At 66.2% G+C, this 25520-nt stretch carries 22 protein-coding genes, 1 pseudogene and 1 other annotated feature; of the genes and pseudogenes, 12 read left to right on the plus strand and 11 right to left on the minus strand.

Features of this window, described 5'->3' with window-relative positions; translation table 11 throughout:
- Positions 1-4 precede the first annotated feature (4 nt).
- The 3 genes and pseudogenes from ACFQPD_RS14265 to ACFQPD_RS14275 form a co-directional block, all read right to left on the minus strand.
- Complete coding sequence (locus ACFQPD_RS14265; protein WP_385901456.1) at positions 5-952, minus strand: tyrosine-type recombinase/integrase; 948 nt, start codon at positions 950-952, stop codon at positions 5-7.
- Complete coding sequence (locus tag ACFQPD_RS14270; RefSeq protein WP_385901458.1) at positions 949-2067, minus strand: tyrosine-type recombinase/integrase; 1119 nt, start codon at positions 2065-2067, stop codon at positions 949-951. Before ACFQPD_RS14270 ends, ACFQPD_RS14265 begins: the two co-directional genes overlap by 4 nt.
- A 321-nt stretch (positions 2068-2388) precedes the next feature.
- Positions 2389-3439: pseudogene (locus ACFQPD_RS14275) on the minus strand (IS3 family transposase); the annotation flags it as partial.
- Positions 3006-3140 (minus strand) — a sequence feature (AL1L pseudoknot). Its footprint overlaps the pseudogene before it by 135 nt.
- A gap of 431 nt (positions 3440-3870) precedes the next feature.
- Here ACFQPD_RS14275 and ACFQPD_RS14280 point away from each other — a divergent pair.
- Positions 3871-6924 (plus strand): N-6 DNA methylase, encoded by a 3054-nt coding sequence (locus ACFQPD_RS14280; protein WP_385901460.1) that lies wholly within the window; start codon positions 3871-3873, stop codon positions 6922-6924.
- A gap of 759 nt (positions 6925-7683) precedes the next feature.
- Here the strand turns inward: ACFQPD_RS14280 and ACFQPD_RS14285 are convergent.
- The 6 genes from ACFQPD_RS14285 to ACFQPD_RS14310 all read right to left on the minus strand — a co-directional run bounded on the left by ACFQPD_RS14285 (position 7684) and on the right by ACFQPD_RS14310 (position 12805).
- Positions 7684-8721: a helix-turn-helix domain-containing protein gene (locus ACFQPD_RS14285; protein WP_385901461.1), complete on the minus strand. Its 1038-nt coding sequence runs from the start codon at positions 8719-8721 to the stop codon at positions 7684-7686.
- A 4-nt stretch (positions 8722-8725) separates the two neighbouring features.
- The gene (locus ACFQPD_RS14290) at positions 8726-9382 is read right to left on the minus strand and encodes a hypothetical protein (RefSeq protein WP_385901462.1); all 657 of its coding nucleotides are present in this window, start codon (positions 9380-9382) and stop codon (positions 8726-8728) included.
- Positions 9383-9513: 131 nt separating this feature from the next.
- Positions 9514-9738 carry a hypothetical protein gene (locus tag ACFQPD_RS14295; RefSeq protein WP_385901464.1) on the minus strand — a complete coding sequence of 75 codons (225 nt, stop codon included), beginning with the start codon at positions 9736-9738 and terminating at the stop codon, positions 9514-9516.
- Between the two features lie 68 nt (positions 9739-9806).
- Entirely contained in the window at positions 9807-10895 is a 1089-nt protein-coding gene (locus tag ACFQPD_RS14300; protein WP_385901465.1) for a UvrD-helicase domain-containing protein, read from the minus strand.
- The gene (locus ACFQPD_RS14305; protein WP_385901466.1) at positions 10885-12498 is read right to left on the minus strand and encodes an ATP-dependent endonuclease; all 1614 of its coding nucleotides are present in this window, start codon (positions 12496-12498) and stop codon (positions 10885-10887) included. The genes ACFQPD_RS14300 and ACFQPD_RS14305 overlap by 11 nt, the downstream gene beginning before the upstream one ends.
- 118 nt (positions 12499-12616) lie before the next feature.
- The gene (locus ACFQPD_RS14310; RefSeq protein ID WP_385901509.1) at positions 12617-12805 is read right to left on the minus strand and encodes a helix-turn-helix domain-containing protein; all 189 of its coding nucleotides are present in this window, start codon (positions 12803-12805) and stop codon (positions 12617-12619) included.
- Positions 12806-12960: 155 nt separating this feature from the next.
- Here ACFQPD_RS14310 and ACFQPD_RS14315 point away from each other — a divergent pair, with 155 nt between their 5' ends.
- From ACFQPD_RS14315 to ACFQPD_RS14330, 4 genes are all read left to right on the plus strand, one after another.
- On the plus strand, positions 12961-13746 hold the full coding sequence (locus tag ACFQPD_RS14315) for an alpha/beta hydrolase family protein (protein WP_385901468.1): 786 nt from the start codon (positions 12961-12963) through the stop codon (positions 13744-13746).
- Between the two features lie 86 nt (positions 13747-13832).
- On the plus strand, positions 13833-14981 hold the full coding sequence (locus tag ACFQPD_RS14320) for a hypothetical protein (RefSeq protein WP_385901469.1): 1149 nt from the start codon (positions 13833-13835) through the stop codon (positions 14979-14981).
- Positions 14982-15011: 30 nt separating this feature from the next.
- Entirely contained in the window at positions 15012-15182 is a 171-nt protein-coding gene (locus tag ACFQPD_RS14325) for a DUF6767 domain-containing protein (RefSeq protein ID WP_385901470.1), read from the plus strand.
- Between the two features lie 148 nt (positions 15183-15330).
- The gene (locus ACFQPD_RS14330) at positions 15331-16347 is read left to right on the plus strand and encodes a LacI family DNA-binding transcriptional regulator (RefSeq protein WP_385901471.1); all 1017 of its coding nucleotides are present in this window, start codon (positions 15331-15333) and stop codon (positions 16345-16347) included.
- On the opposite strand, the gene ACFQPD_RS14335 is transcribed toward ACFQPD_RS14330, so the two are convergent.
- Positions 16308-17471, minus strand: coding sequence for an aromatic acid exporter family protein (locus ACFQPD_RS14335; RefSeq protein ID WP_385901472.1), 1164 nt, complete (start codon positions 17469-17471; stop codon positions 16308-16310). The two genes, ACFQPD_RS14330 and ACFQPD_RS14335, sit on opposite strands and share 40 nt — an antisense overlap.
- 145 nt (positions 17472-17616) lie before the next feature.
- Here ACFQPD_RS14335 and ACFQPD_RS14340 point away from each other — a divergent pair, with 145 nt between their 5' ends.
- The 7 genes from ACFQPD_RS14340 (at position 17617) to ACFQPD_RS14370 (ending at position 24524) form a co-directional block, all read left to right on the plus strand.
- Positions 17617-19092 (plus strand): ABC transporter substrate-binding protein, encoded by a 1476-nt coding sequence (locus ACFQPD_RS14340; protein ID WP_385901474.1) that lies wholly within the window; start codon positions 17617-17619, stop codon positions 19090-19092.
- 2 nt (positions 19093-19094) lie between these two features.
- Positions 19095-20054, plus strand: a complete 960-nt coding sequence (locus tag ACFQPD_RS14345; protein WP_385901475.1) for an ABC transporter permease — start codon at positions 19095-19097, stop codon at positions 20052-20054.
- Positions 20051-20860, plus strand: a complete 810-nt coding sequence (locus ACFQPD_RS14350) for an ABC transporter permease (RefSeq protein WP_385901476.1) — start codon at positions 20051-20053, stop codon at positions 20858-20860. Before ACFQPD_RS14345 ends, ACFQPD_RS14350 begins: the two co-directional genes overlap by 4 nt.
- Entirely contained in the window at positions 20857-21684 is an 828-nt protein-coding gene (locus ACFQPD_RS14355; RefSeq protein WP_385901477.1) for an ABC transporter ATP-binding protein, read from the plus strand. The genes ACFQPD_RS14350 and ACFQPD_RS14355 overlap by 4 nt, the downstream gene beginning before the upstream one ends.
- Positions 21681-22454 (plus strand): ABC transporter ATP-binding protein, encoded by a 774-nt coding sequence (locus tag ACFQPD_RS14360; RefSeq protein WP_385901479.1) that lies wholly within the window; start codon positions 21681-21683, stop codon positions 22452-22454. Before ACFQPD_RS14355 ends, ACFQPD_RS14360 begins: the two co-directional genes overlap by 4 nt.
- Positions 22455-22520: 66 nt before the next feature.
- The gene (gene serA / locus ACFQPD_RS14365) at positions 22521-23711 is read left to right on the plus strand and encodes a phosphoglycerate dehydrogenase (RefSeq protein ID WP_385901480.1); all 1191 of its coding nucleotides are present in this window, start codon (positions 22521-22523) and stop codon (positions 23709-23711) included.
- 9 nt (positions 23712-23720) lie between these two features.
- On the plus strand, positions 23721-24524 hold the full coding sequence (locus ACFQPD_RS14370; RefSeq protein ID WP_385901481.1) for an inositol monophosphatase family protein: 804 nt from the start codon (positions 23721-23723) through the stop codon (positions 24522-24524).
- A gap of 18 nt (positions 24525-24542) precedes the next feature.
- Here ACFQPD_RS14370 and rsgA read toward each other — a convergent pair whose 3' ends face one another.
- Positions 24543-25514 (minus strand): ribosome small subunit-dependent GTPase A, encoded by a 972-nt coding sequence (gene rsgA, locus ACFQPD_RS14375; protein ID WP_385901482.1) that lies wholly within the window; start codon positions 25512-25514, stop codon positions 24543-24545.
- Positions 25515-25520: the final 6 nt, after the last annotated feature.

The following is a 25520-nucleotide window of genomic DNA, read 5'->3' on the forward strand; positions in this document are numbered from 1 at the left end:
GATTTCACTCCATCGTGAGGGTGGTGGTGCGGTGGGCGGCCAAGGCCAGGAGTTCTGGGACGGCCTCGACGTACCAGTAGGTGTGGGACGGGTCGGAGTGGCCGAGCCAGGTCGCCAGCAGGCTCAATGTCGCTGCGGGATCGGCCCCGTCGCCGGTGTAGGAGCGGATCATCTGCCTCGTGGCGAAGGTGTGGCGCAGGTCATGCAGCGTTGGCGCCGGCCCGTTCCAGGTGAAGTCGGCCGCGTCACGGAGCCTGTGGAAGTAGGCATCAATGGTGACCCGCTTGTAGCCCGTGCCTTTGACGGTGACGAAGAGTGGCCCATCGGGTTGCGGGCCGGCGGCCAGACGGGCAGGGCTGTTCTCGTACTCGGCCAGCGCCGCGATGGTGCTGGAGTGGAGGGGGACGAGCCGGTCGGGGCCGTGCTTGTTTGCCCGGATCAACACGCTGCCCTCACCGGGATCGACGTCCCGGACGCTGAGCCGCAGGACCTCCCCGATGCGCATGCCGGTCACCGCCAGGAGGGCGATGATGTGAGCCATCGTGGCTTGGACGAGCGGGGGTGTGAACACCTTCCGGCAGCAGGAGATCAGTGCGTCGACCTCGTCCTGGGTGTAAATGTGGGGCCGGCGTCGATCCCTTCCGCCGCGCAACGCGTTGGCGGCTGGGACTTCAACATCCAAACCGATGGCATGGCAGTGGCGTGCCAGGCCTCTGACCGCGGCGAGACGTTGACGCTGGTAGGAGTGGGCCAAGCCCCCATCCCCCCGCGCCCACGTGACCACGTCTGAGGCCGTGAACCCAGCCTGCGGGCGACCACTGGCCCACAACCACTCGAGGAAGCGACGAGCGTGGCGCTCTTCCTCGATGAGCCCGAAACCCAACGCCCGGCGCCGGGCGAGGTAGTCCTCCAGGGCTGCCGTCAGGTTGGGATTGACCGGTCGCGCGGTCACGGCAGCCGTCCCCACGACGGCGCCAACCGACGCAACGATTCGGTGTCCACCCGCGCGTAGGTCATCGATGAGGCGAGGTTCGCATGGCCCAGGAGTTCCTGAACCTGGCGGATGGTCCCGCCCCCAGCCAGTACCTGGCAGGCGGCGGTGTGACGAAGTCGATGGGCGTAGACGCCCTCCAGGCCAGCCAGGCGGGCATGCTTGGACACGACCTCGGTCACACCGGTGCGATGCAGGGCCTGCAACGGTGGCAGGGACCGGACGAAGACGCTGCGTTCCGCCGGATCGCAACGCCGGACCCGCAGGTAGTCGACCAGGGTCTCGCCGACGTCGACGGGCATCGGCAGGACCAGCACGCGGCCGCCCTTACCCACCACCCGGACCGACGGCTCCCGCCAGTCGATGTCTTCAAGGGTCAACCCGGCGGCCTCACCGGCGCGGATCCCCAGCCGGGACAACATCACGATGATCGCCAGGTCACGCCTGCCCGTGGAGCAGTCCAGATCAACCGCACCTTTCAAGGCCGCTACCTCGCCCGTCGTGAGTCCCTTCGGTAGACCCGTACGAACCCGACGCGGCGAAAGGATGCCAAGGGAGACCTGCTCGTTGATCAAACCGTTGGCCGCCGACCACGCGAGCAGACCACGAAGCAGCACGGCCTCGCTCTGGGCCGTCGACGAGGAGTACCCGGTAACCACACGACCCAGGAAGTCGTTGGCCATCGCGACGTCGACAAGTTCCCAACACAGGTTCCCCGACGGATCCTCGATCAACGCCAGGAACGCTCGGCCCAACCGGCGGGCCTTGTAGATCCAGCTGACCCCTTGGCCTTGCTCCTCCTCGAGGAAACGCAGCCACCCCGCCAGGAACGCCTCCGCCGGACTGTCCTCAGCACGTGCCTCCGGCTCGGGTCTGAGATGACCCGTCTCACCCAGGAACCGGACCACCGCCGACACGTTCTCGTTAGCCGAGCGATGCTCCGGATGCCGGGCATGGGACTGCTGACGGTCCATTGTCCTCACTGACCATGCGCACCACACGACTCGCGTCCAGGTTCCCAAGAGTGAGCCCTTTGGCGACCATCCACGAGCCGAGCCGTGCCGCCGCGCGGACATGGTTACGCTGCGTGGTCGAGGCGTAACCCTGCTCGACAAGCCAACCGATCAGACCCACCATCACGGCTGCAAGAGGACCGGCAGGCCGACGCGGCCAGATCCTCGCATGCCAACCACCCGCCGGAGGGCCAGCAGCACAACCCTCAAGCTGAATCGGAGAACCCATGACCCACCCCTCCCGTCCGGAAAAGGGCAGGCTCTCACGCCGCGATTATGCCGACAACCCCCCGACCCAACCAGTTCCGACAAGGGCAGACGTGGTCACGGTCGGCATAATCCACACGTCGGCATAAGCCGTCAAATGCCGATGTCGGCATTTGATCGCCTCGGCCAGAGCGTTGTCGAACGAGTCGCCGACGGTTCCGATCGACGGGGGTCGCGCCGATCTCCGCGAGTCGCTCTCCGTAGCGGATGGAGGTGAATTGGCTGCCCGCGTCGCTGTGACAACGTAGATCGCCGTGGTGATGGCCCCTGGACCAGCGGGCCATCTCGATCGCGTCGAGGACCATCTCGGTGCGCATGTGTGGAGCGACCCGCCAGCCGACGATCATCCGGGAGAACGCGTCGATGATGAAGCACACGTAGGCGACACCGGCCCACGTCGGCACGAACGTCAGATCTGTGACCCACAACCGGTTCGGGGCTGTCGCGGTGAACTCCCGCTTGACCAGGTCCGGGTGCCTGGTCGCGGCCGGGTCGGCCTTGGTGGTCTTGACTCGCTTCGAGCGTGTCGCGCCCTCCATGCCGGCGGCACGCATCAACCGGCCTGTCTGGTCTCGGCCGATGTCGATCCCGGCTCGGCGGCCGGCCTTCCATAACTTGCGGACGCCGTAGACGCGGTAGTTGTCATCCCAGAGCCTCACCAGCTGCGGGGTGAGGATGGCGTCGCGGAGGGCCCGCGCCGACGGGGCTCGATCCTTCGCTGCGTAGTAGGTGCTCGGAGCCACCTGCAACAGGCTGCAGATGGGCTCGACTCCGAGGGGGCGACCCTCAACCATGTCGTCCTTGTTCGCGTCGATGAACGCGACTACTTCCGGTGTTGGCGGTCGAGCTCCGCCCCGAAGAAACTCGCTGCCCGCTTCAGTATTTCGTTGGCGCGGCGAAGCTCGCGGACCTCCTGCTCCAACTCCCGAACCCGCCGGGCCTCGAGCGTCGTCACGCCGGCTACGTGACCATCGTCGATGTCGGCCTGCTTGACCCACGACCGCACTGACTCGACGCCGTATCCGAGCTGCGCCGCGACCCGCTGCACGGTCCCATGTTCGGTCCCCAGCTCGGCCCGCAACGTGCGCACCATCCGGACCGCGGCGGCCTTCTCCTCCGGCGAATACCGACGCGTCGTCGGCTTCCCTGCTGTCTGCTCTTTCGGCATAACCCCATCCTCGTTTCCAAGGTCAGGAGTCTCCAACAAACTCAGTACGGTTCAGACGGAACTCCTCGACCGGATCCACCAACGCCACTGAGCCGCAGCAATCCGCCGACCATGGGCACAAATTGGCCTAAGTCAGGTCTTACCTTCTTTTGGTTGTGAGGTTGCCTTTAGGACGCTCCAAATGGCGCGTCTGGTGTGCGGGTTTCTTAGCGGGCCTGTTAGCTCCTTGCCGAGCCATGAGTTCGGCGGGAACGTTCAGAACCACGCGGAACACAAGGTTAGCTGATGGGCCCTTGAGGAAGTTGCAGGCTTGAAGTGGTCGCGGAAGGGCGAGCAGACAACCGGAAGTGTTCTTACGCCGAGGCAGGGCTATTGACCGACTCACCGTCGTGTCGACGCGTGAACGACCGTGGGTCTGATTGAGTGGCCTCATGCTCACGAATCCAGTACGCGAGGCGGTTGCGCGCCTTGCGCAACGCAGTACGGTCCCCACCGAAGCGGACCTCCAGTCAGACATCCACTTCCTGCTCGTCGCCGGGGCACTCGGCTTGGAGGACGACCAAGTCGTGAAGCTCGAATCGCAACTCGGTGACGGAACCCGCCGACGCATCGATATCGAAATCGGCCACCTGGTCATCGAGGTCAAGAAGGACCTGCGCAAGACCGGTGCTCTTGCTGAGGCCGAGAAGCAGCTCGCGGGCTATCTCGGACGTCGTGAGGCCGATCTAGCCACCACGTTCGCCGGTGTCCTCACCGACGGGACCACATGGCTCCTCTACCGACTGGACGACGGTGTCGCCGCCAAGGTGGCACAGCTCGACCTTGACCCGAAAGAGCCCGACTCCGATCGACTCGTTAGCTGGCTGGAGTCGATCATGGCCACCCGGCAAAAGATCGCGCCAACGCCAGAGGCGATTGTGCAGATGCTCGGCGCAGACGCCCCCGGCCACCGCCTAGACCATGCTGCACTCGCTGATCTGCTGGACAGGGTGCGAACTAATCCCGAAGTGCAACTGAAGCGCTCGCTCTGGGCCAAGCTTCTCCGAACTGCGTATGGTGACGCTTTCAGCGACGACGAGCGCCTGTTCGTCAATCACACCCTGCTCGTCATCACCGCCGAAGCAATTGGACACGCCGTTATCGGATTCGATATCGCCAACGACCTATCCCCACAAGAAATCGTTACCGGCAGCCGGTTTGATGAATCTCAGGTTTACGGCGTCGTCGAGAGTGACTTTTTCGATTGGCCCTTAGTCTCAGATTCCGGCATTCAAATAGTTGCCGACATCGTGAGACGTGTCGCTCGATTTGATTGGTCTGCCGTAGACCATGATGTGATGAAGCTCCTTTATGAGTCGGTAATCGAGCAACGCGACCGCGAGAGCCTCGGGGAGTACTACACCCCTGACTGGCTGGCCCGCGAGATGGTGACTGACACCATCTCCGACCCAGCCGCCCAGCGGGTTCTTGACCCCTCTTGCGGATCGGGAACCTTCCTGTTCCACGCTGTGCGCGCCCACGTTCAGGCGGTGGAGGATGCCGGACACAGCCCCGGTCAGGCCGTGTCCAGCGCTTGCACTCATGTTTTCGGCATCGACATCCACCCCGTGGCCGTCACCCTGGCTCGTGTGACCTACCTGATGTCACTGGGCACTGTTCGCCTCGCCCACGAAGAGCGAGGGCCGGTCACCGTGCCTGTATTCCTCGGTGATTCGCTTCAATGGGAGCGGCACCGAGACTTGTTCGCCGATTCTGAGGCGGTTCGGGTATCAACGTCGTCCGACGAGCTCATGGAGGGCGGCGGTGGTGGACTGTTCGATGACGATCTGGTGTTCCCTGCATCGGTATGGTCTGACGCGAGCAAGTTCGACTCAATCGTCACTGACCTCGCTGCGGAAGCAATCCGCGCCGCTGTGCGCACTAGCAAGGCGACCCCCACTCCTTCGATCAAGGGCCTGACCCCGATACTTCAACGATTCAAGATCGATGACGAGGATGACCGCAGAATCCTGACTTCCACTTTTGAAACGTGGGTCGGTCTTGAACGCCAAGGACGTGATCGGATTTGGGGCTACTACGTCCGAAACCTCGTCCGTCCAATCTGGCTCACTCAGCCCGAAAACCGAGTGGATGTCTTGGTGGGCAATCCTCCATGGTTGCGTTACAGCAAGATGACGTCAGCTATGCAGAGCCGCTATACCGATCTGGCTAAGCCAAGGCAGTTGCTGACGGGGGGACTCGGGGCGTCCGCCCGCGATCTCTCCACGTTGTTCGTGGTCCGCGCTGTGGAGTTGTACCTGACTGACGGCGGGCGGTTCGGCTTCGTCATGCCGTTTGGCACTCTGAGCCGCCGTCCCCACACCGGCTTCCGTACCGGCAAATGGTCCAGCAAGGAAGCACACCTCACGGTCGTCTTCGACAAGCCCTGGGACCTGTCAGAAATTCAGCCGCTGTTCCCCATGACCTCCTGCGTCGTGAGAGGGCGTCACTCCAGTGCGTCGGGAGCGTTGCCCGAGACCGCGATCCAGTGGCACGGACCCAAACATGCGCAGCCAGCGCGCAAGACTGGTGAAGTGGTCATCGCAGCCATCGATGCAAGTGACGATGCGGTGTATCCATACCAGTCAGAGTTCCGACAGGGAGCGATCATCCTGCCTCGCATGCTCGTCATGGTTGAGCCCAAGGCTGCTGGGCCGCTCGGCGCGGGCGGTGGCCGCACGTCCGTCGCTTCGTTCCGCTCGTCTCAGGAGAAGGGCTTTTGGAAGACTGCGCCGTCGCTGGAAGGCACCGTTGAACAGCGCTTCGTTCATGGGGTGCATCTCGGAGAGACGATCGCCGCGTTTCGGGCCCTTGCCCCTAGAAGGGCGGTCCTTCCCCTTGACGAGACACACTTGTTCAGCCAGAAGGAGATCGATCAGTTCCCCGCCATGTCTCTTTGGTGGGAGAAGGTCGAATCGTTATGGGAGCTCGGCAGAGCGGCAACCGAAGAGGCACCGTTACATGAACGGCTCGACTTCCATGGTCAACTGAGTGCCCAGCTACCCATTCGCCCCAACAGAGTCGTCTACACCAAGTCCGGGAGCAACTTAGCCGCAGCGAGGCTGTCAGATGGCGACCTGTCACTGATTGACCACAAGCTCTACTGGGCTTCCTTCAGCACCGAGGCCGAAGCACTCTATCTAGTCGGGCTGCTCAATTCCGAGGCACTAAAGGGGCGGGTGACGCGCTTCCAAGCCAAGGGACTCCTAGGGGCTCGCGACTTCGACAAGTACGTCTTCCGCGCGGGGTTGCTGCCGTTCGACGATTCCCACCCCGATCACCTGACCCTTGTGGCAGTAGCACGGGAAGCCGAACACATCGCTTCACAGGTAGCCATCGGAGAGGGCACCGCAAACGCCGCTGCCCGGAGGCTGGTAGGGGCGGCACTGCTGAGGACCGGTCTCAGAGAACGCTTGGAAGAGGCTGCCGCTCGTTGCCTGGCCTAAGCGGCTTACGGGGGCAATGAACAGAGAAGCCTCACCAACTTGGCTAGGTCTGAGTATGCCCGCACTCTGCGCCCGGACGTTTCTCGCGGTGAGAGCCGCGTCCCTTTGCATCGGCGCGCCAAACCGTTCCCGCGCTGTGCCAACAGCTAGCGTGTGAAGTATGCCAGGACACGGGGGAATCAAGTGGTTCAGCGCGCATGCGCCCAATCCGTCTGCAAGCTATGTCTCCGCGCCGGATGCGAGTCGGGCTATCGTCTGCGGCCACTGTGGGGCTACGGTCACTGCCGCCGTTCTGGCGGCTGTGCATGAAGCTGACTATCCAATCTCAAGAACATTCATCTACATCAGGTTACAAGGTCTGGAAGTAGTCACGCCGGAGTCCAATCACAACAAGACGCAGATGCGCTCATGAATTCAATTGGAGACGCTCAGTTCAACACGCCGATAACACTTGAGGTACTCGACCCCGAGTGGCAGTTCGAAACTCTTCAATACGTAACACAGGCCACGCGCACCTATCTGAAATCTGCGTAGCCTCAACAGCAGATGGAGATGAACCTCACAAACCGTCACTTTGCTGACGTGATAAAGACAATTGATCCGAGATCTGTGTCAGCGTTCAAATCAGACTGGAGCACCCGTCGATAGACATCTTTCTTGGCTCAGGGCCGAAGCTGGCTGTGGGTGGGCGATCCAACGGGAATGGGAACGGTGAGGCCGTACGCACACTGGTTCTCCTACGAACTCTGACAGTGCCGTCTAGACCATCTGGAGCGTTATCCCATTCAGCCACGACCTGAACTCGCTCGCCGGTATTCCTAGCTGAGTCGCCAGAACTGAGGTCGAAGTCCCCTCCTGACGGAGCAACGCCAGTGCCTGACGTAACCGCTCAGATTGCTCTCTTGGGATTCCTCCAGGCTCCGATCGACGAAACCCCTGCCGAGAAAGTTGGACGCATAGGTCTCGATAACCCCACTCGGTCAGCATGTTGAGTTCCTTAAGTCGGTGCGTGAGTGCCATGGCGGCTACACCCCATTTCAGCTTCGCATGGAGGATCATCGGCACCGTGGCATTGACTAACCCCGCTGCCTGCACGGAAGCTCTTGGCATCAGGAATGCAGCAGCAAACTGGTTGGCTTCCATCTCAGCCTCGGGACCGCGCGGACTTTCGTGCTCGCAGTGAAGAACCAAGTGCCCCAGTTCATGGGCTGCATCGAACCGTGACCGTTCGGCAGACTTGCGTGTAGACATCAGCACGAAGGGGTCCTCCTCTCTATAGAAAGAGAAGGCGTCAAGTTCGGACAGGTGGCTGGGAAGCGAGTACACGCGCACCCCGTTGGCTTCAAGCAGGTGGACCATATTCTGGATGGGGCGCTCGCCCAGGCCCCACTTTGCCCGCACTGTGGATGCGGCAGTCTCCGGCACATACCCGGGAAGCGTCGGAACGTTCGGCTGCGGGAACCGGAACTGCGCAGACAGCCAAGTGTCGAACTCCACAATCTGCGAACCAACAGCCAGCGCTGAGTCCCGCTGCTTGGCGGTCATCTTCGAGAGAGCCCGGAAGCTGACTGCTTCGACAGGCACCTCCTCCGATTCGGGTAGGAAGAAGAACTCGCGCGTGACACGCAGCACATTGGAGAGCACAATCAGTGCCTCGTCACTCGGCACGGCGTGGCCGTTCTCATAGTTCGACAGTGTTCGGGTTGATAGACCCGACTCTCGTGCAAGGGCAGCACTGCTCCACCCCAATCGCTTGCGCGCCAGGGTGAGTCGCTGCCGGCTAAACTCCGGCTCCATTGGACTAACCCACACGTTCCACGGTCAACCGGTAGGGCTCCAGGTCATCGTCATCCGGCTGGACCATGCCGCCGATGGGCGTCCCGGCGTCCGGGACCTCCACGATGATCCGCTCAGCCCAAGAGACCTGCCCAGCGGGACTGGCTTCGTCCGGCAGTGACACCTCTAAGAAGAGCTTCCCACCCTTGGTGACCCGATAGAGGACCATCCACGTCTGGAGAGACTCCAGCACAGCCGGTTCGACGTACTCGTCAGGGCCCTCAAACTCAGGGCCGAAGTCGAACGGAATGCGATTGTCCACGACGGCTTGGTAGAACGTCGGGCCTTTGGGGTTCTTGGGCTGTGGAATCAGATCAGCGCGGCCGGTGCCCTTGTCGCCGCCCACGACGAGAAGCTTGAAACCGCGATCGAAATGAAGGGTCAGCTCTTGGTTCTTGGGACGTCGAGCCACCCACCCGCTGGGGATCAGCTCCTCCCGCAGGAATCGGGTCATGCGAGCCCAGAGCAGGGTGCCACGAGTCCCCACCGGGTCGAGGTCAGTGCATGTCGCCGCTTCGGCGTAGGCTCGCTGGATGGTCCGGATCAGCTGCTCGGCCGACAGGCCAAGCTTCGCCAGCCGATCGACGGCCTCGACACCTTCATAGGTTTGGGGCTGGTACATGGAGCCCTCCTTCCACTGCGCGAAACTCTACCTCATCTGAGGACGAAAAACACGCACCTGCTGCATCTCGCTCACGAACTCAGGATCAAGACACCCCGATCGCCAGCCGGATCTGCGCCATAGCGATGCGTCTACGCCTCTGGAGCGAAGACGATGTCCATCAGTGTCGTCACGGCGTTGGCCAACTCGGCCGAGCGACCGTCAGCTCGCTTGTTGCGAGCCATGATGCGCTGAACCTTGGCATCAATGTCAGTCCGATCAGTAGCATCCGTGTAGGTCTTGACGAAGGAGATCCAGTGGCGAGCTTCGATGCCCGAGATCTCGGTCTCCAGGGCAGTCTGACAGTAGTCCTTCATGAGCCCGTGCACTCGAGCCATGCACGTGCGAGGTCTCGGACGGCCCAGCATGACTGGTAGCGTCCCGCCTACAGCGTATGATCGGGCCACGGCGTCAGACATGGGGCCACCGCCCTGGCCTCAAGGATAAACGCGACACTAAACCGAGCACGTGTTACGCCAACATACAGCTTGCAGGTCGCCTCATCGGCGAGATCGGTGACGCCGGTACGCAGGAACTTTGCTATGGGCCCAGTAGGATGGATGAGCACGTGGTCAACTGTGACCCCCTTCACCTCACCCAAGTTGCTAAACGAATAGACCTCCTCATACCTGCGGGCTGCCCTCTTGTCCCAGCCAAGCGCAAGCGGCATATGGGTCCTCGTATATTCGGACACTTGGTCGGGTGTGATGCGAAAAAATCCTTGATGGGAATGATTCTCAAGCTGTCGCGACTCCGCATCGCCAAAACCCCATGCCGGAGGAAACACCGAGTTTGCGAACGAGACCACCTCGTCCACCGATCGCCAATTGTAAAGAGACTCAACGATCTTGAGACGGCCTCGAGACTCTTGAGCACGAAACCAGTCAATCTTCCTCAGCCCACGGAATTGGCTGAGCTTTTGGTCGCTCTGGTTCGTGCTGTAGACCGACTGGCGAAGATCGCCGACCAATGTGACTCGCATTGGACTTAGTAACAATTTCTCAAGAATAACTAGATCCCAGCCTGTCAGATCCTGAACTTCGTCGACGCACAGCTCTTCATAAATCTTGGACAGCCTGTCTATTGGAGCCCCGTTGCTGGCTTCGATGATCGCGCCGACCAGAGATGACAAACCCGCCTTCGTAAGCGCTCCAGTAGGGTCAAAGTGACGCTGCTCTGCGGTAGCCTTGAGATGCGGCTTGTAGTGGAAGTTGAACCCCTCAACTCTGCGCCCTGGGTACTTGGCCGGAAGATAGGGCCGGACAAAGTGATTGATCAGAAAGCCATACCACCCCATCACTTCTGGCGCAGCAGTCCCGCAAGCTTCTCCCAAGCGCCCCCGGAGCTCCTCCTGTCCGTTGGTCGTGTAGGTGACGATCAGCCGCCTTCTGGGAGACTCCACACAGGCGTCGATGATTGACTGAGTCTTGCGTCCGCCAGCGACGGCCAAGGTCAGACGATTTTCACCAGTCACCCTGCAAATCCTCCACGGCTTCGTTGATGTAGGGAGGGAATGCTATTTTGACCGACGATTCCAGGATGCGAAGGGCAGCCTCGGTCTTGTTGGAGTCCTTGAGTATCCACTCCTCAGGGTCATCATTCTCCCCGAGGCAAAGCGCAGCACGTAGCACTTCAAGCTGCTGAGCGTTCGCGGCAACCACCTGAGGCTCTAGCGTCTTCCCTAGTGTCGGATCCCCAACGTACATCCGACGCTTCCCGTCCAATAATTCACCGTAGTGAGCATTCCAATCCTCTATCGCTTTCTTGTCGTTGTCTCTCAGGAAAATAACCTGCCGACCAAGCGCGTGACTCAACTCCAGGGATCGCTTGAAAGCTGTGCCCCGCAGGGAAACAATGTCGATCTTGTCCTCATGTGGCAACCTCCCACTGGCGTCCTCATATGCGCGCGCCAGCACCATCTCATCGGCGGGTCCTTCGACAAGGGCTAATTTATCCGCGAGCACTACACGCAGCGTGTCGTAGCCCGAGAGCTTCTTGAAGTAGCGGACTGTGTCGTTGGACACATCGGTGATGCGAGTAGCACCACCTTCGCTCAGCAGGATGAGATCCCCGAGTCCCAATCTGTTCAACACATAGGAACTGTGTGTCGTGACGATCATCTGCCGTCCAGCCGCGAGGTCCTCCAGTCGGCCCATGAGATGCATCAAGCGGGTGTGTGCGAGGTGGTTTTCCGGCTCTTCGACCAACACGACGCTCGTGGAATCAGCAGTCCGTGACATGGCCAAGGCTACCTTGGATGCAGACTGCTGGCCTTGACCAGACATTGCAAACGGAATATCGCCCACCTGAGGCACGACGGACCCCTGCCACCCACTGCCTGCAGCTTGATCTATCTGAAGGCCGATCTCCGCGTCTGGACTGTAGGCCTCAGCCTTAATGCGATCATTTGCTGCCGACAGGTGAGTCTCAGTGATGTTGTGACGGGCCTTTCGCAGAGCAGCCGAGAGTCTGGCGCTCTCGCGATCTTCAATATGGTCGACCAGGAGCTTTCGCGTATGGTAGTCAACACCAGACGTGGAATGCAGAGTGCGCGAGTCAATCTGGGCAACACCGAGCTTGCGCGGACGACGTCCGAGCGCTGATCCCTGAAAGCTCTTCCACTCCACCTTGAAGAACTCAGTTGGCAGCAGCAATGGCGTATCAACGTCGGCGACGTACTCCTCAAACTCGTCCACATAGTCTGGGTCAAGTGTCACGGCCACTCGCAGTCCAGGGGAGTCGGTCTGGTCCCAGTTGTTGATGCCGCGAAGGCGCTGAATGTCTGGATCATCTGATGCCAGGTAGACATCAATCACGATCTCTGGCGCAGACATCTGCCGCCCATTACGCCTCCCAAGAAGGTAAGAGCGTGTGGTTTCTTGATTGAACCAGTAGGGGTTCAGCTGGTCGGCAAGCCATTGCCCGTGGATCCTGCCTGTCAGGGCCATGTTGATGGCCTCAAGGAGCGTAGACTTGCCGGACTCATTTCTTCCCACGATGATGTTCATCTTTGAGTTGAGTTTGAGGTCGAGCTCTTTGAACACGCGGTAGCCACGTATCACGATGCGTTCGATCATACGTTCTATTATCGCACACTGTTGCCATTCCGGTCCCTGCTGGTGCGCCCCCTTCGGCCATCACCATAAGGCACCTCTCTGACAACACGGATCTGGCACACGGAGTGTGGAGTGTTGTTCAGTAGTGAGCCCCGACAGGGCGCATCTCAACTCCCGCACGCTTCAGTGTGGTCAGCACAGTCGCCTTCGAGACACCGATATCGCTCGCCACGTAGCGCGCGCTCTTGCCCTGCTCGTAGAGCTCAACGATCCGTGCGCGATCACGGGCCGTGATGCGGCGACGTCCGGACTGCTGCCGATCGTCGATGCGAGTGGCAGGCGGCCGGAGCGCAACAGGGGTGTTGGCTGTGTATGAGGCGAGGGCTACGACAGAAGGTCCGGATCGGCCACTAGGCCGGCCCGGACCTTCTCCCTTTTCCCGCCGCTACGCGGGCCCCTGTGAGCTCGTGGAAGGAGCCCGGGATGACCGAGACGAGACCCGTGGAGTTCCCGGGCGCGGACGGCAGCACGCTCGTGGGGCGCCTGGAGCTGCTGGACCGGCCGCCCCGGGCGACCGCCCTCTTCGCACACTGCTTCACCTGCGGCAAGGACGTCGCCGCCGCGTCGCGGATCGCCCGGGCGCTGCGCGCCGAGGGGTTCGCCGTCCTGCGGTTCGACTTCACCGGCCTCGGCGAATCCGAGGGCGACTTCGTCGACACCACCTTCAGCACCAACATCGACGACCTGGTGCGGGCCGCCGACCATCTCCGCGCGACCCTCTCGGCCCCCAGCCTGCTGATCGGCCACTCGCTCGGCGGCGCCGCCGTGCTGGCCGCGGCCGCCGCGATCCCCGAGGCGCGCGCCGTCGTCACCATCGCCGCGCCTGCGGATCCGCAGCACGTCACGCACCTGTTCGGGGACCAGCTGCCGGGCCACGCCGACTGGGACGACGTCGAGGTGACCCTCGCCGGCCGGCCGTTCCGGGTCAGCCGCAGGTTCCTCGACGACATCGACGAGCACCCGCAACGCCAGCGCATCGCGCAGCTCGATCGGGCGCTGCTCGTCATGCACTCTCCCACCGACGCCGTCGTCGGCATCGACAACGCCGGCCGGATCTTCGAGGCGGCCCGGCACCCGAAGTCCTTCGTGGCCCTCGACGGCGCGGACCACCTCCTGACCAGGCGCGAGGACGCCCAGTACGTCGCGGACATCGTCGCGGCCTGGGTCCACCGTTACCTCCCGGACGCCCCCTCTGAGCCAGGCGTGTGACGACCGGGGACGGACTCTCCGAACAGCCTCGGGGGCCGCACCCGCGCGGGTAGTGTGGAAGATCCACCGGATCGAGGAGGACTGGCATGGATCTACTCAACCGAACCGACATCCAGACACTGGCGGCGTCCGGGGGTGACGGGATGCACGTGTCGCTGTTCATCCCCACGCACCGCTACGGCGGCGAGGTCCAGGGCGATCAGCTGCAATGGAAGAACCTTGTCAGCGCCGTCGACGCGCTGCTGACCGACGAGATGCGACGCTCGGAGCTCGACGCGTTGCTCGCCCCGGCGCGGGAGTTGCAGAACGACAGCATGGCGTGGCAACACATGAGCGACGGCCTGGCGATGTTCCTCAGCCCCGAGGGCCAGCACACGTACCGCATCCCGGCGTCGCTGCCGCTGCTCGCGACCGCGGGGGACCACTTCGTCACCGGACCGCTGATGCGGCTCCTCTCGGGTGACGCCCACTTCCTCCTCCTGGCCATCAGCCAGGGGCAGGTGCGCCTCATGGACGGCAGCCGGTACACGGTGCGCCAGATCGAACTCGACGACGTCCCCACCAGCATCTCGGATGTCGTTGAGCCCGCCGGCCGCTCGGCCCCCATGGCCCGCGCCCTGACCGGGGGACGGGGCGGGCGCGCCGTGTTCTACGGTCACGGCGGGGGCGCCGACGAGGCCAAGAAGGAGGACGTCGTCCGGTTCTTCCGCGAGGTTGCCGCGGGAATGCGCGACATCCTCGCCGGACAGACGGCGCCGCTGATCCTGGTGGGGCTCGAGCAGAACGTCTCCGCCTACCGCGAGCTCAACGGATACGCCAACGTCCTGGACGAGGCCGTGCTGCGCAACCCCGACGACCTGTCGGCCGAGGAGCTGCACCGGCTGGCGTGGCCCATCGTCGAGGCGCGCCTGCGGGCGGACCGTAAGGCGCTCATCGACCGGTTCCGGTCGCTCACCGGCAGCGGGAAGGTCTCCGACGACCTGGCCGTCATCACCGAGGCCGCCGCCCAGGGCCGGGTCGACACGCTGTTCATCCGCTCGGATCCGTGGTGCTGGGAGGAGGTGGTCGCGCCGAGCGACGCGCCCGTCGTCCGGTTGGGCGCCGACGAACGATTCGTGGTCTGCGAGGCGGTGGATCGCGCCGCCGTCGACACCCTCGCCAACGGGGGCACGGTCCACGCGATGTCGCGGGAGGTGTCGGCGGAGGCGGGCGTCGCGGCGATCCTCCGGTTCTGACGCCAGGGGGCGAGGCGCATAATTGAGGGCGTGCCCACGCCGCCGCGCCGTCGTCCCGATGCCAAGTGCCCGCTCCGGCCCGGTGACCCCTGCACCCTGTGCCAGGTGAACGTCACTGGGCCGCAGGACTGCGGGCTCGTCTACCTGGTCATGGACGACCAGGAACTGCGCGACGAGTGGGTGAAATCCCGGCGCCGTTGAGGCCGTCGCCCTGCCGAGACTCCGAGCCCTGGATCAGGCTCCTGCGGGCGATGTGTCAGATCGGTAACGATTGCCGAGCCACCGTTGACACCCCTGGGACGCCCACTGGAACATTGGCGCCAATCTTTGAACGATCCACGGAGGGCCCATGAAGAAGGCGACGCTCGCGAGCCTGGCCGCGGAACTCAAGGTGTCGCGGCAGACCATCTCGAACGTCATCAACTTCCCGGACCGGGTGCGCGCGGAGACCCGCGTCCGCGTCGAAGCCGCCATCCAGCGCTCGGGGTACCGACCCTCGGCCGCGGCGCGGGCGCTGCGCAATCAGCGCGCCATGGCCATCGGCATCCGCCTCAGCCCACCCCGCAATGGGATCTCCGGATCGTTCATGGACGCTTTCCTCCGCGAGATCGTGACGGCGGCGGACGCCCGCGGCTACCGCGTGGTCGTCTTCCCCGCGACGTCGCGGTCGGACGAGGTGGAGCGGCTCATCGAGCTGCGGGGGAGCCTCGCGATCGATGGGGGCGTCCTCACCGACACGTGGACCGACGACGACCGGCCGGCGCGGCTCACGGAGGCCGGGGTGCCGTTCGTCTCCTTCGGGAGACCCTGGGGGAGCGCGGACCACGGCGCCTGGGTCGACGTCGATGGCAGGGCGGGCGCTGCGGCGGCGGCCCGCTTCCTCCGCGACGCCGGGCATGAGCGGATCGGATTCCTGGGCTGGTCGGATGGCTCGCCCGTCGGTGCGGACCGCCGCGCGGGCTGGGCGGACGCTCTGGGCCTCACGGACGACGACGTCACTGCGCTGACCGTCGAGGGACCGGACACCGCTGAGGCCGGGGCGTCCGGGATGGCACGCCTCATCGACGGCGGCGCCACGGCGGCCGTGTGCGCCTCGGACAGCCTGGCGCGCGGCGCGGAGACCCTCCGGCGGGGGCGTGGGCTGCCCGGCCCGGCCGTGGTCGGTTTCGACGACACCGCCGTCGCCCGGTCCATGGACCTGACCAGCGTGCGGCAACCCGTCGAGGAGGTCGCCCGCACCGCGCTCGACCTGCTCCTCGAGCGGCTCGCCGACCCGGGTGTGACACTGCAGGGCAGGCTGGTCGAACCGGTGCTGGAGGTGAGAGGTCAGTCCATGTCGGGCACGCGGTCGCGCGCGTCCGTGTAGTCCTCCCCGCACAGCTCCATCAGGTCGACCAGCATGGAGCGGGCCTGCGCGAGAATCACGGTGGGTGAGAGCCTCGGAAGGATCGGGATGTGAGCCGACCGCTCACCGAGTTCTCTGAGCATGCCCAGCTTCGCCGTCGGCAGCCGGCGGGCGAACAGCTCGGCAGCACACTCGTCGATGGCCTGCGCCAGGTCGGTGAGGAACTCGAGATACTCCTCTGGCACCTGCTCGTCGCGCCAGGTCGCGACGGCGGCCCGGCGCGCGAGGACGCGCAGGTTGCGGATGAACCGGTCCAGCGGGACGACGAGGTCCGCGACCTGGAACGCCTCCTCCCGGTGCCGCCGGAGGAACGGCGAGGTTCGCACCACGGCCGTGCCCTCGGCGGTGGCGGTCAGGAGCTTCGACATCTCCTGTTCCGTTGCCCGGACCCGCTGCAGGATCTGTTCGGTCTCCTCCTCGTCGCCGCGACGCAGCGCCTCCACCATCGCCCGGACGGAGAAGGCGGCCTCGTGCAGCACCTTGGCGGCGATCAGGCGGGGGCGGGTGATCGGCGACGTGGGAGCCACCGTCGCGAACACAAGCGCGACGGCGCAGCCCACGAGGGCGTCCTGCCAGCGCGAGACGCCCGCGTCGACGCCCGGCAGCACGGTCAGGACAGCGGCCGCCTGCACGGCGGACTGCGTCACCATGAGCGTGCGCGCCCCGAGCCAGGTGGTCAGAGACATCGCGACGCCGACCACCAGCACGATCTGCCAGACCCCGGTTCCGAACATCGCCACGAACAGGTCGCCCAGGAAGACGCCCACGGTCACTCCGACGGCCACCTCGACCACCCGGCCCAGGCGCTGCCCGAAGGAGAACCCGAGGCAGATGATCGCGGCCACCGTCGACAGGAACGGCGCGTAGTGGCCGAGCAGGTCGTGCGCGATCCACCAGGAGACGCCCGCGGCCAGCGAGATCTGCACGATCATGAACAGCCTCGACCGCCACCGGCTCACGCGTCGCACCTGCGAGCGCCACCCGCGTCGCGCGGTGCGTTCCGACAGGTCGAAGGCCCGGATCGACGCGCGCTGGAGTGCGCGCCCCGTGCCGTGCAGGAAGCCCTGTTCATCGTCGTCGGCCATGGGTCCATCCTGCCGTGTCGCGCGGCGGTGCGCCGCTCCCGAGTGGCGGCGCCGGTCGGGGCCCGCTGCGGGTAAACTGAGCGGCGCCGTTGCCCGTTCCGGAAGGGAACTGAAAAACATGCGCCGAGCCCGCACCCTGGGGATCGTGGCCGTTGTGCTCCTCGCCTCGCTGCTCGGGGCGTGCACGCGCCCCCCGCAGGTCGAGGAGCCCGAGCGCACGTTGGAGATCGGAGCGACGGGGGAGCCCGCTGGACTGGACATGATCACCGTGTCCGGCGCCGGTACCCCCTTCGTGCTCCTCTACAACGTCTACGAGACCCTCGTGAAGCTCGACGGCGAGGGCAACATCGACCCGCTGCTGGCCTCCGAGTGGACCATGAGCGAGGACAACACCGTCTACACGTTCACGCTCGACAAGGGCGCCCGGTTCGCGTCCGGCACCGACGTGACCGCCGAGGCTGTGGTCGCGAGCTTCGAGCGGAACCGCTCGGAGGCGGCCACGGACCAGATCATGGGCAAGTGGCAGGTCGTCGACACCATCGAGGCGGTCGACGAGGACACCGTCGAGATCACGCTGTCGCAGGCCTCCAACCAGTGGCTCTACGAGATGACCGGCCCGGCCGGCATCGTCACCGACCCCACCGGTGACGCCGACCTCAACACCACGCCGGCCGGCTCCGGCCCGTACGAGTTCGCCGCGTGGGAAGAGGGCTCCGCCATCGAACTGGTGGCCAACGACGGCTACTGGGGCACCCCGCCGCGGTTCGACTCGGTCACCTTCCGCTACTACGCGGATCCCAACGCGATGAACACGGCCATGCTCTCGGGCCAGCTCGACATCATCTCGAACCTGACGGTCCCGCAGGCCATCGAGCAGTTCGCCGACGAGACCGCCTACACCGTCCACGAGGGCACGACCGACGGCGAAGTGGTCCTGGGCTTCAACCACCGCACGCCCGCGCTGCAGGACCTGCGGGTCCGGCAGGCCATCAACCACGCCATCGACCGCGAGGCCCTCATCGACGCCGCCTGGGGCGGCAAGGGCACGCTGATCGGTTCCATGGTCCCGCCGACCGACCCCTGGTACGAGGACCTCTCCGACACCTATCCGTACGACCCGGAGAAGGCCAAGGCATTGCTCGCCGAGGCCGGGATGGCGAGCGGGCTGTCGCTGCGGCTGCGGGTGCCGAACCTGCCGTACGGCCCGCCCGCGGGGCGATTCATCGCCGCCCAGCTCGAGGAGGTCGGCATCGACGTCGTCCTCGACGAACTCGAGTTCCCCGCGCGCTGGCTGGACCTGGTGTACACGAAGTTCGACTACGACATGACCATCGTGGCGCACGTCGAGCCCCGGGACCTCGGGGCGTTCGCGAACCCCGACTACTACTGGGGCTACGACAACCCCGAGTTCCAGCGCCTCATCGAGGAGGCGGACGCCGGCTCGCCCGAGGAGCAGGTGACCAAGCTCCAGGAGGCCGCCCGGCTGCTCGCGGACGACGCGGCCGCGGACTGGCTGTTCCTGTTGCCCAACATCATCGTGACCACCCCCGACATCTCGGGTATTCAGGCCAACCAGGTCAGCCTCGCGTTCGACCTCACCACGATCGCCGCCAGGAGCTGACCGTGGCCCTCCGCCGGGTGGGGCGGCGGCTGGGATGGTTGCTCGCCAGTCTGCTGCTCGCGTCGCTGCTGATCTTCGCGGCCACCAACGCGCTGCCGGGCGACATCGCCCAGGTCATCCTGGGCACCAACGCGACCCCCGGTGAGGCGGCCCGGCTCCGGGCCGAGCTGGGCCTCGACCGCCCGTTCCTGGCCCGGTACGCCGAATGGCTCTGGGGCGCGGTGCAGTTCGACTTCGGCGAGTCCTACCTCAGTGGCCGCCCGATCGCCCCGCTGATCGCCGCGCGGCTCGAGGTGTCGGTCTGGCTCATCGTGTTCGGGATGGCGGCGGCGATCCTCATCGCGCTGCCGGTCGGTGCCTACGCGGCGGTCCGCCGGCGCCACGCCGACGGCGTCGCGGTGTCCGCGCTCAGCCAGCTGGGGCTCGCCGTGCCGGCGTTCTGGGCCGGCATCTGGCTGGTCGTGGTCTTCGCGGTCAACCTGCGCTGGCTGCCCGCGGGGGGCTACGTCTCCTACTGGGAGTCCGTCGCGGACTGGCTGCGCCACCTGGTCCTCCCCGTGACGTCCCTGGCGATCGTCCAGGCGAGCGTCATCTCCCGGTACGTCCGCAGCGCCGTGCTCGAGGTGCTGCACGAGGACTACTTCCGCACCGCCCGGGCCGTCGGCTGGTCCCGCACCGGCGCGCTGTGGCGGCACGGACTGCGCAACATCGCGATCTCGCTGCTCACGGTCATCGGACTCCAATTGGCGACGCTGCTGGTCGGCGCCATCATCATCGAACAGGTGTTCGCGCTGCCAGGGCTGGGGTCGTCGCTGCTGCTCGCGGTGTCGCAGCGTGACCTGGGCGTGGTCCAGGCCATCGTCCTCCTCCTCGTCTGGGCCGTGCTCGTCATCAACTTCCTGGTCGACGTCGCCTACCAGGTCATCGATCCGCGGCTGCGGCGTAGGGCGGAGGCACGGTGAGGCACGCGACCCTGGCCGTCGGCGCCGCCCTCATCGGCCTCATCGTGGCGATGGCGCTGTTGGCCGCCGTCTGGACGCCCTTCCCGCCGGACGCCGTCGTCGGACCCGGGCTCCAGCCCCCTGGCGGGGACCACCTGCTCGGCACCGACGGGCTGGGCGGGGACATCGCGTCACGGCTCCTCAGCGGGGCGAAGATCTGCCTCCTGGTCGGCATCGTCTCCGTGGCCGCCGCCGCGGCGGTCGGGGTCCCGCTCGGCATCCTCGCCGGGATGAACCGCGGCTGGGTCGGGGAGCTCCCGGCGCGGCTGGCTGACATCCTCTACGGCTTCCCCGCGCTACTGCTGGCGATCCTCTTCGCCGCCGCGCTGGGCGGATCCACCTGGACGGCCATGATGGCCATCGCGCTGGCGTCCGTGCCGGCCTTCGTGCGCATCGCACGGGCGGCGACGCTCCAGGTCATGAGCCAGGGCTACGTCGAGGCGGCCAGGCTCAGCGGCACGCCCCATCTGGCCGTCGCGTGGCGGCACGTGCTGCCCAACATCGCCCCCGCGGTGGGGGTTCAGACCAGCGTGAGCATCGGCATCGCCATCCTCGCGGAGGCGGGCCTGTCCTATCTCGGCCTCGGCTCGGGACCCGAGTCGCCGACGTGGGGGCGCATGCTCAGGGAGGCGCAGAACTACATCTTCAGCGAGCCGCAGCTCGCGCTGTGGCCGGGCCTCGCCATCGCCGTCGCGACGCTCGGGTTCAACCTGCTGGGCGACGGGCTCCGCGACCTGCTCGACCCTCGGCTGAAGGAGATCCGGTGAGCCACCTCGAGGTGACGGACCTGGCCGTGAGCTTCGGCCGGCAGCAGCGGCCGGCGCTGCGGGGCATCAGCTTCACGCTCGGCGAGCGGGAGCGGCTCGGGATCATCGGCCAGTCGGGCTCCGGCAAGTCGGTGACGGCCCTGGCGATCATGGGGCTGTTGCCCGTGCACGCCCGGGTCACGGGCAGCATCCGGCTCGCGGGGCGCGAGCTGGTGGGGCTCCCGGAGCGGGAGATGCGGCGCCTGCGCGGCGACGAGGTGTCCATGATCTTCCAGGAACCCATGACCGCGCTGGACCCCACCATGAAGGTCGGCCGCCAGGTCGGCGAGGTCGTGGCGCTCCACCACGTCGAGCGGCGCGGCAGCATCCACGACGAGGTGCTGGACTGGCTGGGCCGGGTGGGGATCAGCGACCCGGCCCGCATCGCCGACTCCTACCCGCACGAGTTGTCGGGGGGACAGCGCCAGCGCGCCCTCATCGCGATGGCGCTGGCGAACCGGCCGGGCCTGGTGTTGTGCGACGAGCCGACGACCGCCCTCGACGTCCTCGTCCAACGGCAGATCCTCCAGCTCCTGGCCGACGAGCTCGCCGACCGGGCGGCCGTCTTCGTGTCGCACGACCTCGCCGTCGTGCGCCAGGTGTGCCGCAGGGTGGCGGTCATGCTGGACGGCGAGATCGTCGAGCAGGGCGAGATCGACGAGATCATCGCCGCCCCGCGGCACCCGTACACGCAGGGGCTCATCGCGTCCGCGCGCATCGACCAGGTCCCGCCGGGCCAACTGCTGCCCAGCGTCGCCGACTTCTACCCGGGGGCGCGGTCATGAGCCTGGTCGAGCTGCGTGGCGCGGAGGTCACGTTCCGGCGGGCGGGTCGGCCCTTCGTGGCGCTGAGCGGCGTCGACCTCGTCGTGGAGCGGGGGGAGCGTGTCGGCATCGTGGGCGGCTCCGGCTCCGGCAAGACCACCATGGCCCGCCTCATGCTCGGCCTGCAGGAGCCGTCGGCCGGCGACGTGCTCATCGACGGTCGTTCCATCGTCGGGGTACCCGAGCGCCACCGCGGATTCCTGCGTTCGGCGGCGTCCATGGTGTTCCAGGATCCCAATTCGTCGTTGAACCCGCGCATGCGGCTGCGCGACATCGTCGCCGAGCCGCTCAGGTCCCCCGTGCTGCGGGGACGCGGGGACGTCCCGAAGCCCACCGCCGACGTCCTCGCGGCGGCGCTGCGCGGCGTCGGCCTCGATCCGGACATGCTCACGCGTTACCCGCATCAGCTCTCGGGAGGGCAACGGCAGCGGGTGGCCATCGCGCGGGCGCTCATCAGCGACCCGGCGCTGCTGGTCGCCGACGAGCCCGTCTCCGCCCTCGACGTGTCCGTGCGCGCCCAGGTGCTCAACCTCCTCACGGCCGAGGCGGCCGAGCGCTCCCTCGCGCTCGTCCTGGTCAGCCACGACCTCGCGATCGTCCGGCACATGTGCGACCGCGTCGTCGTGGTGGACTCCGGGCGCATCGTCGAAGAGGGGCCGGTGCGCACGGTCCTCGACGCGCCGGCGCATCCCTACACCGCGCGGCTCGTCGAGGCCACGCTGACCCTCTGACCGGCTTCGCCGATGGCGGACGGACGGCGTCGAGGCGGGGGGCGCCCCGGCCCTAGAATGCGCAGGGTGAAGGCACTGCTACTTGAGAACATCCACGCCGACGCCGTCAAAGCGCTCGAGGCGAAGGGCTACGAGGTCGACAGCCGGCCCGGCGCGCTCGCCGAGCGGGACCTGATCGCCGCCCTGGAGGGCGTCGACTACCTGGGCATCCGATCGCGCACCTATGTCACGGCCAAGGTCCTCGAGTCCGCCCCGCAGCTGCAGGCCGTCGGCGCCTTCTGCATCGGCACGAACCAGATCGACCTCGACGCGGCGACCCAGCACGGCGTCGCCGTCTTCAACGCGCCCTACTCCAACACCCGCTCCGTCGTCGAGCTGGCCATCGCGGAGATCATCTCCATGGCCCGCCGCCTCACCGACCGCAACCGCGACATGCACGCCGGCGTCTGGGACAAGTCCGCCGTCGGCTCGCACGAGGTCCGCGGGCGCACGCTGGGCATCGTCGGCTACGGCAACATCGGATCCCAGCTGTCGGTAGTGGCCGAGGCCCTCGGCATGCGTGTGCTGTTCTACGACCTGGTGGACCGGCTCGCCCTGGGCAACGCCCGGCGCGTCGACAGCCTCGAGGAACTGCTCTCCCAGGCCGAGACGGTCTCGCTGCACGTGGACGGCCGTCCCGAGAACAAGGCGATGTTCGGCGCCGAACAGTTCGCCCAGATGCGGCCGAGGTCGCTGTTCCTCAACCTGTGTCGCGGCGCCGTGGTGGACCTCGACGCGCTCTACGACAACCTTGTCTCGGGGCACGTCGCGGGTGCCGCCATCGACGTGTTCCCGACCGAGCCCAAGTCCAAGGACGAGCCCTTCGTGTCGAAACTGCAGGGCCTGAGCAACGTCATCCTCACCCCGCACGTCGGCGGCTCGACGCAGGAGGCGCAGGTCGACATCGGCCGCTTCGTCGCCGGCAAGCTGCTCGACTACGAGAACCTCGGCTCCACGGCCATGAGCGTCAACCTCCCCGAGGTTCCCGCCGGGCCGACCACGACGGCGCGCATCGTGCACCTGCACCACAACGTCCCCGGCGTGCTGGCCCGGCTCAACCAGCTGTTCGCCACGCACGACATGAACATCGGGTCGCAGACCCTGGCGACCCGCGGCCACCTCGGCTACGTGGTCACCGACGTGTCGGGGGAGAAGTACGACGGGCTGCTGGCCGAGTTGGAGGCCCTCGACGAGACGGTGCGGGTCCGGGTCCTCTAGGTTGGGCCCATGGCTGTCTCCAAGGACCTCACCGACGACCTGCGCCTGGCGCACCTCATGGCGGACGATGCCGACTCGCTGACCATGAACCGCTTCAAGGCGCTCGACCTGCGGTTCAGCAGCAAGCCGGACAACACGCCGGTCACGGAGGCGGACACCGCCGTCGAGGAGGCCATCCGCCGGACGCTGGCACGCACCCGGCCGCGCGACGCGGTCCACGGCGAGGAGTTCAGCGACACCGGGGAGTCGAGCCGGCGGTGGATCATCGACCCGATCGACGGGACGAAGAACTATCTGCGCGGGGTGCCTGTCTGGGCGACCCTCATCGCCCTGGAGGTCGACGGCCGGATCGCCGCCTCCGTCGTGTCCGCCCCCGCCCTCAACCGGCGTTGGTGGGCCAGCCAGGGCGGCGGCGCGTACACGGGGCGGTCGATCCTCAACGCCAGCGAGCTGCGGGTCAGCCGCGTCGAGGCCATCGCCGACGCCTCGCTGTCCTACTCCGACATCGCCGAGTGGGTGGAGACCGACCGCGGCCAGGGCTTCATCAACCTCATGCGCGACGCGTGGCGCACCCGCGCCTACGGCGACTTCTGGAGCTACATGCTGGTCGCCGAGGGCGCGGTCGACATGGCCTGCGAGCCCGATCTGGAGCTCTACGACATGGCGGCGCTCGACATCATCGTCCGCGAGGCCGGAGGACGGTTCAGCAACCTCGACGGCGTCGACGGCGTCGGCGGCAGGGGAGCGCTCGCCACGAACGGCCTGCTGCACGAGGCCGTCCTCGAGTACCTGGGGGCTCCCTCCGCCGACTGACCTCCGCGCCCCGGCGCCTCAGATGTAGGTGTCGCTCATCCGCCGGAACGACGCGAGCCGCTCCGGCGCGAGCCGACCGGCCGCGACGGCGTCGTCCAGGGCGCACTCGATGGCGCCGGTCTCGTGCCGGCAGCCGCGGGGGCAGTCCTCCGCCAGCTTCTCGAGGTCGGGGAACGCGCCGATGATCGACGCCGGCTGCACGTGACTGATGCCGAACGACCGGACGCCCGGCGTGTCGATGATCCACCCGCCGCCCGGCAGCTCCATGGCCACCGCCGACGTGGACGTGTGGCGTCCCTTACCCGTCACCTCGCTGACCTCGGCCGTCACGCGACCGGCCCCCGGGATCAGGCGATTGACCAACGTCGACTTGCCCACGCCCGAGTGCCCGATGAACACCGTCACACGGCCCGCCAGCGCGTCGCGGATGAGGCCGAGGTCGGCACCGGGATCGGTGACCAGGATCGGGACCCCGAGCGGTTCGTACGCCGCGCGGAGCTCGTCGGGGCTCGCCAGGTCCGCCTTGGTGAGGCAGAGAACCGGCTCGATGCGGGCGTCGAACGCGGCCACCAGGATCCGGTCGATCATCCCCATGCGCGGCTGCGGATCAGCCAACGCCGTGACGATGAACAGCTGATCCGCGTTCGCGACGATGGGGCGCTCGAAAGTGTCGGTGTCGTCGGCGGAGCGCCGCAGCACTGTGGTGCGCTCGAGCACCTCGACGATCCGCGACAACGTGCCCTCCTTGCCGGAGGAATCACCGTCCAGCCGGACCCGGTCACCCACCAGCACGCCCTTGCGGTCGATGAGCCGCCCACGCACCGCGGTGACCGGACGGCCGTCGAGGACGCACCGGTAGCGGCCGCGGTCGATGGAGATGACGCGGGCCTCGGGCAGCGACGAGTAGTCGGGGCGTTCCTTCGTGCGGGGCCGGGTGCGCCGGCGGGGGCGGTCGAACCCGCTGTGGTCGTCCTCACGCAGCGACTTCACGAGCGC

Source organism: Tessaracoccus sp. O5.2, assembly GCF_964266725.1.
Taxonomy (GTDB): Bacteria; Actinomycetota; Actinomycetes; order Propionibacteriales; family Propionibacteriaceae; genus Arachnia; species Arachnia lapidicapta.